Below are 264 nucleotides of genomic sequence, written 5' to 3'. Positions count from 1 at the left end.
CGAGGATATCTCCTGGACGTCGCGAACGGACTCGATCCGGAACGGCGACCTCGACACCGAGCAGAACCTCGCCTCGACGCCGACATCGGACTCGGTGACCGGCATCCACATCGATCTGCAACTCGAGACCGACGAGGTCGGCTCGATCACGCGCTCGGGCGGCGGCGGAGGCGCCGCCTTCTCCGAGGGCGGCGGGTTCCTCTCAACGATCACGGGTAAGATCACAGCCGCGGTCATGGGCGTGGTCGGCGAGCTCGGCCTCAA

General features: G+C 67.0%; 1 protein-coding gene. It reads left to right on the top strand.

Features of this window, described 5'->3' with window-relative positions:
- On the top strand, positions 1 to 264 hold a 264-nt coding region (locus ACP7FG_RS13040), incomplete at both ends, for a hypothetical protein (protein ID WP_439226632.1).

The organism is Idiomarina sp. ST10R2A5 (assembly GCF_051842325.1).
Classification (GTDB): domain Bacteria; phylum Pseudomonadota; class Gammaproteobacteria; order Enterobacterales; family Alteromonadaceae; genus Idiomarina; species Idiomarina abyssalis.
This window is presented reverse-complemented; position numbering and strand designations above follow the sequence as displayed.